The sequence below is a fragment of the Micromonospora chaiyaphumensis genome (assembly GCF_900091435.1).
GTDB classification, from domain to species: Bacteria; Actinomycetota; Actinomycetes; order Mycobacteriales; family Micromonosporaceae; genus Micromonospora; species Micromonospora chaiyaphumensis.
This window is the reverse complement of the sequence record NZ_FMCS01000016.1, coordinates 98,627-105,593: the sequence shown is the minus strand read 5'-3', so window position 1 is coordinate 105,593 and position 6,967 is coordinate 98,627. Positions and strand designations below refer to the sequence as shown.

The following is a 6,967-nucleotide window of genomic DNA, read 5'->3' as shown; positions in this document are numbered from 1 at the left end:
GACGGCAAGGCCGACGACAAGCAGACCGACACCCTGCGCGCTGACATCGTGCGCACCGTCGACGACGGCCGCGCCGTGGTCGCCAACATCGCCGGCACCACCACCGACACCGACGGCAACACCCACTCCTTCGAAGGCGGCCACTACATCAGCGTCGTCGGCTACCGCGACAACGGCAAGACCGTGACCATCGCCGACAGCGCCGACCCGAACATGGCCTCCTACCGCATCAGCGTCGACAACCTCGCCGACTGGATCGCCACCCGCGGCTACTCCGCGTCCTGATCCACCGCACCACGCAACACGGAAGGGCCCGACCCCACAAAGGGGTCGGGCCCTTTGCGCGTCGTTGTCAGCCGCCGGAGTCGTCCAGCTCGGCGCCGTCCGGTGGGGTGTCGTCGTCGCGGCTGGCGAGCCAGCCGTCGGGGAGAGCGACCTTGCCCGGGGAGTTGGTCCGGCCGCGCGGCTGGCCGAGGGTCTCCACCGGGAACGGTACGGTCGAATCGAGCTTGCCGAGCAGGTCGTCGAGCTGGGCCAGGCTCTCGATCATCGCGAGCGAGCGGCGCAGTTCGCTGCCGACCGGGAAGCCCTTCAGGTACCAGGCCACGTGCTTGCGGAAGTCGGTGCAGCCGTCGCGCTCACCACGGGCCGGGCTGCGGGCGCCGGCCACGAACTGGTCGACGAGCAGCTCGGCGTGCCGGCGCATGGTCGCCGCCACCTCGCCGAGGTTCGGCAGCCGCCGCTCGGTGCGCCCGTTGAAGGCGGCCTCCAGGTCGGCGAACAGCCAGGGCCGGCCCAGGCAGCCGCGCCCCACCACCACGCCGTCGACGCCGGTGTGGGCGACCATCCGCAGCGCGTCGTCGGCCTCCCAGATGTCGCCGTTGCCGAGCACGGGCACGTCGAGCGCCTGCTTGAGGGTGGCGATGGCGTCCCAGTCGGCGGTGCCCGAGTAGCGCTGCGCGGCCGTACGCCCGTGCAGGGCCACCGCCGCGACGCCGGCGTCCTGGGCGGCGAGGCCGGCCTCGACGTACGTCAGGTGGTCGTCGTCGATGCCCTTGCGCATCTTCACGGTGACCGGCACCCCGGCGGGCGACGCGGCCTCCACGGCGGCCCGGACCAGCCGGGCGAACAGCCGGCGCCGCCACGGCAGGGCCGACCCGCCGCCGCGCCTGGTGACCTTGGGGACCGGGCAGCCGAAGTTCAGGTCGATGTGGTCGGCGAGGTTCCGCTCGACCACGATCCGCACGGCGGCGGCGGTGATCTCCGGGTCGGTGCCGTAGAGCTGGAGGCTGCGGGGCTGCTCGTCCGCGCCGAAGGCGATCATGCGGAGCGTCTTGGGGTTCCGCTCGACCAGCGCCCGCGTGGTGATCATCTCGCAGACGTAGATGCCGCCGCCCTGCTCACGGCAGAGCCGGCGGAAACCGACGTTGGTGATCCCGGCCATCGGCGCGAGCACCACGGGCGGCCACACCTCGTGCGGGCCGAGGGTGAGCGGGCGCAGCGCGGGCAGGGTCGGGGCGGTCACCGCACAAGTGTACGGGGCCCCGACCGACCGGTCGGGGCCCCGTGACCAGCGTCAGCAGCCGGGCAGGCGCTCGATCAGGTAGCGCTCGACCTGGTCCAGGGAGACGCGCTCCTGGGTCATGGTGTCCCGGTTCCGCACGGTCACCGCGTTGTCGTCCAGGGTGTCGAAGTCGACGGTGACGCAGAACGGCGTGCCGATCTCGTCCTGCCGGCGGTAGCGGCGGCCGATAGCCTGCGAGTCGTCGAACTCGACCACCCAGCGCTTGCGCAGGTCGCTGGCGAGCTGCTTGGCCTTCGGCGAGAGCGCCTCGTTGCGGGACAGCGGCAGCACCGCCACCTTGACGGGAGCCAGCCGCGGGTCGAAGCGCATGACGGTGCGCTTGTCCACGCCGCCCTTGGTGTTCGGGGCCTCGTCCTCGTCGTACGCCTCGAGCAGGAACGCCAGCACCGCGCGGGTGAGGCCGGCGGCCGGCTCGATCACGTACGGCATCCAGCGCTCGCCCTTGGTCTGGTCGAAGTACGACAGGTCGACGCCGGAGTGCTTGCTGTGCGTGGACAGGTCGAAGTCGGTCCGGTTGGCGATGCCCTCCAGCTCGGCGAACTCGGTGCCGCCGAACTGGAACCGGTACTCGATGTCGACGGTGCGCTTCGAGTAGTGGGAGAGCTTCTCCTTGGGGTGCTCGTAGAAGCGGAGGTTGTCCTCGGAGAGGCCCAGGTCGAGGTACCAGTTCCAGCGCTCGGCGAGCCAGTACTCGTGCCACTTCTCGTCGGTGCCCGGCTCGACGAAGAACTCCATCTCCATCTGCTCGAACTCGCGGGTCCGGAAGATGAAGTTGCCCGGGGTGATCTCGTTGCGGAACGACTTGCCGGTCTGCGCGATGCCGAACGGCGGCTTCTTGCGGGCGACCGTCTCCACGTTCTTGTAGTTGACGAAGATGCCCTGGGCGGTCTCCGGGCGCAGGTAGTGCAGGCCCTCGTCACTCTCCACCGGGCCCAGGTAGGTCTTCATGAGGCCGTTGAACATCTTCGGCTCGGTGAAGGTGCCCTTGTTGCCGCAGTTCGGGCAGTTCAGCTCGGTCAGCGAGGTGAGCGGCTTGCCGTGCTTGGCCTCGTACGCCTCTTCGAGGTGGTCGGCGCGGAACCGCTTGTGGCAGGACTGGCACTCGGTGAGCGGGTCGACGAACTCGGCGATGTGGCCGCTGGCCTCCCAGACCTTGCGGGCCAGGATGACCGCGGAGTCCAGGCCGACGACGTCGTCGCGCTGCTGGACCATGGTCTTCCACCACTGCCGGCGGACGTTCTCCTTGAGCTCGACGCCGAGCGGACCGTAGTCCCAGGCCGACCGGGTGCCCCCGTAGATCTCGCTGGAGGGGAAGACGAAGCCCCGGCGCTTGGCGAGGCTGACGACGGCGTCGATACGGTCGGCTGGCATGTTTCCTCCTACGCCGGCTGGCGGTCGGCGGGGGCGATGTGAGTGTTTCCGGACGGTTCGGCACAACGGTACGACCACCGCGGTCCCGAGCCCAGCAGAATACCGGGGGCCCGTCAGCTCACCCCGCACACCTCCATGCCGCCGGTCTGCTGGTCGGGCGCCAGCGTGACGGTCTGCGCCTCCCGCCGGCCGCCGGCCAGGGTCACGTCGACCGGCACGGTCAGCGTCGCGGTGTCGACCTCGCCCACCCGGTAGCCGGAGACCTGCGGCTCGGTGGCCACCCGCTGCTCGAACTCGTGCCGGGACTCGCGCCGCCGGGCGTCGTCGCAGAGCTGGTCGTAGGCCTTCGAGAAGTCCTTGGCGACGAGCGCCTGGTAGTAGTCGTCGGTGACCGCCTTGCCCTGCTCCTCGACGGCCTGCACGTTGCTCACCGCGAGCCCGACCACGGCGGCGCCGCCCCCGCCGCAGCACAGCAGCACGGCGAGCGCGCCGACGCCCAGGCCGAGCCAGAGCCGGGCCCGGCCGCCCTCGGTTGGCGGCGCGGCGAACGGCGGGGCGACCCCGGGCCCGGGCGGCGGCGCGGGAACCCCCGGCTCACCCGGGGAGCCCGGAACCGGCGGCATGCCGGGCGGCGGCGCGGGAACGCCCGGGGAGCCCGGCACCGGCATGCCGGAAGGCACGGGCGGGGGTGGTGGGGCAGCCGGCCCGGGAGCGGTCATACGCGCCAGGGTAGTGCCCCCGGCCTCAGCGGTAAGGACCTGCGGCCCGATCACTGGCCGCCACGACGATCTCGCCGTCCGGCGCGGCACTGGCCAGTGTCTCGTACGCCGAGGGCTCGTCCACCGACCGGGCGAGCAGCGGCACCGCGGTGACCTTGACGTCGAAGCCGCCGAGCGCCCGCCGGTAGGCCCCGACGGACTCCCACTCGGTGAGCAGGCACCAGTGGGCGGGGTCGTCCAGCGCGCGGAGCAGTTCGCCGCGCCGGTAGCCCGGGCGGGCGGCGAGCGCGGCGAGCGCGGCGTGCGCCTCCCGGGTGAACTCGTCCGCCACGCCGGCGTCCACCACGAACCGGTTGGTGACCAGCACCTGGTTCCTCCTCGTAGAGTCTGTGGCATGCAGCGTACGCAGACTCCCGTGCTGTCCCGGTTGGCCCGGCTCAACCCGACGACGGTGTTCCTGGCCGCGCTGGTCCTGGTGCTGGTCGGGCTCTTCGCGCCGGGCGCGGTGGGCGGGCTGCTGCTGCTGGCGCTGGCCGGCGGGCTGGTGTGGCTGATGACCGTCACCTGGCCGGTGCAGGCCCCGGCGACGCGCGTGCTGCGGCTGCTGGTGCTGACCCTGCTGATCACGGTCGCGCTGGCGAAGCTGCTCTGACCGTTGACCTGCGCAGACATGCAATCATGCGTTTTTGACAATCAATTTCGTTATCGCGGACAGTAGTTGCATGACCGTCCGCTCAGCCCGCCGCGCGCTCGCCGCCGCCACCGCCGCCCTGCTCACCCTGGGCGGCCTCGCCGCCTGCTCGGACGGCGGTGGCGGGAGCGACCCGGACCGGGTCGACGTGGTGGCCGCGTTCTATCCCCTCCAGTTCCTCGCCGAGAAGATCGGCGGCGACGCCGTCGCGGTCACCAGCCTGGCCAAGCCCGGCGCCGAGCCGCACGACCTGGAACTCCACCCCCGGCAGGTGGGCCAGGTGGCCGACGCCGAGCTGATCGTCTACCTGTCCGGCTTCCAGCCGGCCGTGGACGAGGCGGTCGAGCAGAACGGCGGCGACCGGGCGTTCGACGTGGCCGGCGTGCAACCGCTGCTCGACGCCGCGGCGGGCGGCCACCAGCACGAGGGTGAGGCCGGTCACGAGGAGGAGTCCGGCGGCAAGGACCCCCACCTCTGGCTGGACCCGACGCGGCTGGCCACCGTCGGTGACCGGCTCGCCGAGCGGCTCGGCGCGGTCGACCCCGACCGGGCCGCCGACTTCACCGCCCGGGCGGCGGCGCTGCGCACCGAACTGACCGGGCTCGACGCCGACTACACCCGGGGCCTGGCCACGTGCCAGCGCCGGGAGGTCGTGACCAGCCACACCGCCTTCGGCTACCTGGCCGCGCACTACCGGCTCGAACAGGTCGGCATCACCGGCCTCAGCCCCGACGCCGAGCCCTCCCCGCAGCGCCTCGCCGAGGTGGCGAAGGAGGCCCGGGAGCACGCGGCCACCACCATCTTCTTCGAGACGCTGGTCAGCCCCAAGATCGCCGAGACCGTGGCCCGGGAGGTCGGGGCGCGGACCGCCGTGCTCGACCCCATCGAGGGCCCGCCCGCCGACGGCGACTACCTCTCGGCGATGCGCGCCAACCTCCAGACCCTGCGGACCGCCTTGGACTGCTCATGACCGAACCCGTCATCCAGGTCTCGCACGCCGCCGTCGGCTATGACGGCCGGGCGGTGCTGCGCGACGTCTCCCTGACCGTCACGGCCGGCGAGGTGGTCGCCGTGCTCGGCGCCAACGGCTCCGGCAAGTCGACCCTCATCCGCGCCGTGCTCGGCCTCGTGCCGCTGGGCGCCGGGTCGGTCGCCCTCTTCGGCACGCCGCAGCGCCGCTTCCGGCAGTGGCACCGCATCGGGTACGTCCCGCAGCGGCTCGGCGCGGGCAGCGGCGTACCGGCCACGGTCGGCGAGGTGGTGGCCTCCGGGCGGCTGGCCCGGCGGGGCGTGCTGCGCCCGTCGGGGCGGGCCGACCGGGAGGCGGTCGCCGAGGCGCTGCGCGCGGTCGGGCTCGCCGACCGGGCCGGCGACCCGGTCGCCACGCTCTCCGGCGGCCAGCAGCAGCGCACCCTGATCGCCCGGGCCCTGGCCGGCCGGCCGGAGGTGCTGCTGCTCGACGAGCCGACCGCCGGGGTCGACGCGGCCAGCCAGGAGGCGTTCGCCCACGCGCTGCGGGCCTTCCGCGACGGCGGCGGCACCGTGCTGCTGGTCGCCCACGAGCTGGGGCCGCTGCGCCCCCTGATCAGCCGGGCCGTCGTCGTCCACCAGGGCGGCATCTGCCACGACGGCGCCGTGCCGGAACCGGCCGGGCACCACGCCGAGCCGGGCCACGACCACGTGCACCCGCACTGCGACGAGGAGCCCGCCGGGCTGTGGAGCATGTGATGGACCTCTTCCAGTACGACTTCATGCTGCGCGCCCTGGTCGGCGCGCTGGTCATCGGGCTGGCCGCCCCGGCGCTCGGCATCTACCTGGTGCAGCGCCGGCTGGCGCTGATCGGCGACGGCATCGGCCACGTGGCGCTCACCGGCGTCGGCGCCGGGCTGCTGCTCAACCGCTCCCCCGTGCTGGTCGCGGTCGTCGCGGCCACGCTGGGCGCGATCGTCATCGAGCTGGTCCGCTCGCGCGGGCGCACCTCGGGCGACCTGGCCCTGGCGCTGCTGTTCTACGGCGGCATCGCCGGCGGCGTGATGCTGGTCGGGCTCTCCGACGCCAGCAGCGGGTCGCTCAACGCGTACCTCTTCGGGTCCCTGACCACGACGTCGCCGGCCGACCTGGTCACCATCCTGGTGCTCGGCGTGGCGATCCTGGTGACCATGCTGGTCCTGCGCCCGGCGCTCTTCGCGGTCTGCCACGACGAGGAGTACGCCCGGGTGTCCGGCCTGCCGGTACGGGCGTTGAACCTGCTCCTCGCGGTCGGCACCGCGGTGACCGTGACCATCGCCATGCGGGCGGTCGGGGTGCTGCTGATCAGCGCGCTCATGGTGGTGCCGGTGGCCACCGCGCAGCAGGTGACCCGGGGGTTCCGGGCCACCATGGGCGCGGCCATGGCGCTCGGGCTGTTCGCGGCCGGCGCCGGGGTCTGGGTGGCCGCCACCGCGGACACCGCGCCCGGCGCCTCGGTGGTGCTGCTGGCCATCGGCTCGTTCCTGGTGGTGGCGCTGCTGGCGGCCGGCCGGCGGGCACTGCGGCGGCGGACCCGGCCGGTCGCCGTGCCGGTGGCCGAGCCGCCGGAACACGAGGTGGTCCTGCGGTGAG

General features: G+C 73.2%; 9 protein-coding genes. 5 read left to right on the top strand and 4 right to left on the bottom strand.

Annotated features, from left to right (window positions below):
• On the top strand, positions 1–285 hold a 285-nt coding region (locus GA0070214_RS30390; protein ID WP_208602958.1), incomplete at its 5' end, for a C39 family peptidase.
• 67 nt (positions 286–352) lie between these two features.
• Here GA0070214_RS30390 and dusB read toward each other — a convergent pair.
• The 4 genes from dusB to GA0070214_RS30370 form a co-directional block, all read right to left on the bottom strand.
• Positions 353–1,525 carry a tRNA dihydrouridine synthase DusB gene (dusB, locus tag GA0070214_RS30385; RefSeq protein WP_091269956.1) on the bottom strand — a complete coding sequence of 391 codons (1,173 nt, stop codon included), beginning with the start codon at positions 1,523–1,525 and terminating at the stop codon, positions 353–355.
• Between the two features lie 51 nt (positions 1,526–1,576).
• Positions 1,577–2,956: a glycine--tRNA ligase gene (locus GA0070214_RS30380; RefSeq protein ID WP_091269955.1), complete on the bottom strand. Its 1,380-nt coding sequence runs from the start codon at positions 2,954–2,956 to the stop codon at positions 1,577–1,579.
• Positions 2,957–3,069: 113 nt separating this feature from the next.
• Complete coding sequence (locus GA0070214_RS30375) at positions 3,070–3,579, bottom strand: Rv0361 family membrane protein (RefSeq protein WP_091269970.1); 510 nt, start codon at positions 3,577–3,579, stop codon at positions 3,070–3,072.
• A gap of 121 nt (positions 3,580–3,700) precedes the next feature.
• Entirely contained in the window at positions 3,701–4,042 is a 342-nt protein-coding gene (locus GA0070214_RS30370) for an antibiotic biosynthesis monooxygenase family protein (protein WP_091269954.1), read from the bottom strand.
• Positions 4,043–4,069: 27 nt separating this feature from the next.
• Here GA0070214_RS30370 and GA0070214_RS30365 point away from each other — a divergent pair, with 27 nt between their 5' ends.
• The 4 genes from GA0070214_RS30365 to GA0070214_RS30350 all read left to right on the top strand — a co-directional run bounded on the left by GA0070214_RS30365 (position 4,070) and on the right by GA0070214_RS30350 (position 6,966).
• The gene (locus GA0070214_RS30365) at positions 4,070–4,327 is read left to right on the top strand and encodes a DUF6703 family protein (protein ID WP_091269953.1); all 258 of its coding nucleotides are present in this window, start codon (positions 4,070–4,072) and stop codon (positions 4,325–4,327) included.
• Positions 4,328–4,397: 70 nt separating this feature from the next.
• On the top strand, positions 4,398–5,336 hold the full coding sequence (locus tag GA0070214_RS30360; protein ID WP_091269952.1) for a metal ABC transporter substrate-binding protein: 939 nt from the start codon (positions 4,398–4,400) through the stop codon (positions 5,334–5,336).
• Positions 5,333–6,094, top strand: coding sequence for a metal ABC transporter ATP-binding protein (locus GA0070214_RS30355; protein WP_091269951.1), 762 nt, complete (start codon positions 5,333–5,335; stop codon positions 6,092–6,094). The genes GA0070214_RS30360 and GA0070214_RS30355 overlap by 4 nt, the downstream gene beginning before the upstream one ends.
• Complete coding sequence (locus GA0070214_RS30350; RefSeq protein WP_091269950.1) at positions 6,094–6,966, top strand: metal ABC transporter permease; 873 nt, start codon at positions 6,094–6,096, stop codon at positions 6,964–6,966. Before GA0070214_RS30355 ends, GA0070214_RS30350 begins: the two co-directional genes overlap by 1 nt.
• The last annotated feature ends 1 nt before the right edge of the window (position 6,967 follow it).

What these genes read in the sequence shown, in the direction of transcription:
- GA0070214_RS30360 (WP_091269952.1), top strand. Translation starts at nt 4,398, where the DNA reads ATGACCGTCCGCTCAGCCCGCCGCGCGCTCGCCGCCGCCACCGCCGCC.
- GA0070214_RS30375 (WP_091269970.1), bottom strand. Translation starts at nt 3,579, where the DNA reads ATGCCGCCGGTTCCGGGCTCCCCGGGTGAGCCGGGGGTTCCCGCGCCG.
- GA0070214_RS30355 (WP_091269951.1), top strand. Translation starts at nt 5,333, where the DNA reads ATGACCGAACCCGTCATCCAGGTCTCGCACGCCGCCGTCGGCTATGAC.
- GA0070214_RS30380 (WP_091269955.1), bottom strand. Translation starts at nt 2,956, where the DNA reads ATGCCAGCCGACCGTATCGACGCCGTCGTCAGCCTCGCCAAGCGCCGG.
- GA0070214_RS30350 (WP_091269950.1), top strand. Translation starts at nt 6,094, where the DNA reads ATGGACCTCTTCCAGTACGACTTCATGCTGCGCGCCCTGGTCGGCGCG.
- GA0070214_RS30365 (WP_091269953.1), top strand. Translation starts at nt 4,070, where the DNA reads ATGCAGCGTACGCAGACTCCCGTGCTGTCCCGGTTGGCCCGGCTCAAC.